1 protein-coding gene is annotated in these 444 nt (G+C 57.9%); it reads right to left on the bottom strand.

Annotated features, from left to right (window positions below):
• Nucleotides 1-444: rhodanese-like domain-containing protein (locus ACGTN6_RS21100; RefSeq protein ID WP_394595075.1), on the bottom strand; the 444-nt coding region annotated here is incomplete at both ends.

Raw genomic sequence — 444 nt, 5'->3', positions numbered from 1 at the left:
AGAGGGTGAAAGTGCTGCGCTCTTGTTCGTCGAGCTGGGCAAGCAGGCCAGTCTCCCAGGCAAGATAACGCCGGGAAGCCTCTAGATTGCCATCGTGCCGATCATGAACGAAGAACAGAAAGTCGATGCAGTGGTCATCGTCAGGCTCATTGGGGGTACGATCCAAGGCGATTCCTTCGTTTGCCCAGGCATCGAACGCCGGGACAAGCCAACCTATGCAATTGAGGCCATGTGCCTTGAGCTCAGAAGCCAGGCAAGCGGCGCGTTCCTCATCAGCGACGATCACTACAGGGCGATGGAAATCATCCTCGGAGAGTTGTTTCCCGAGCAGCGATCGGTTGACCCAACGTGCACCGGGCAGGTGCCCTTCCCGATATTGCATGCCGGGTCGAGCATCGAGGCATAGAGTGGTCGGTTCCAGTGCTGTCGCGAGATCCACAGTCC

The organism is Halomonas sp. B23F22_20 (assembly GCF_043496985.1).
GTDB lineage: Bacteria > Pseudomonadota > Gammaproteobacteria > Pseudomonadales > Halomonadaceae > Halomonas.
Note: the sequence above shows the minus strand (reverse complement) of the source record. Positions and strands in the feature narration are given on the sequence as shown.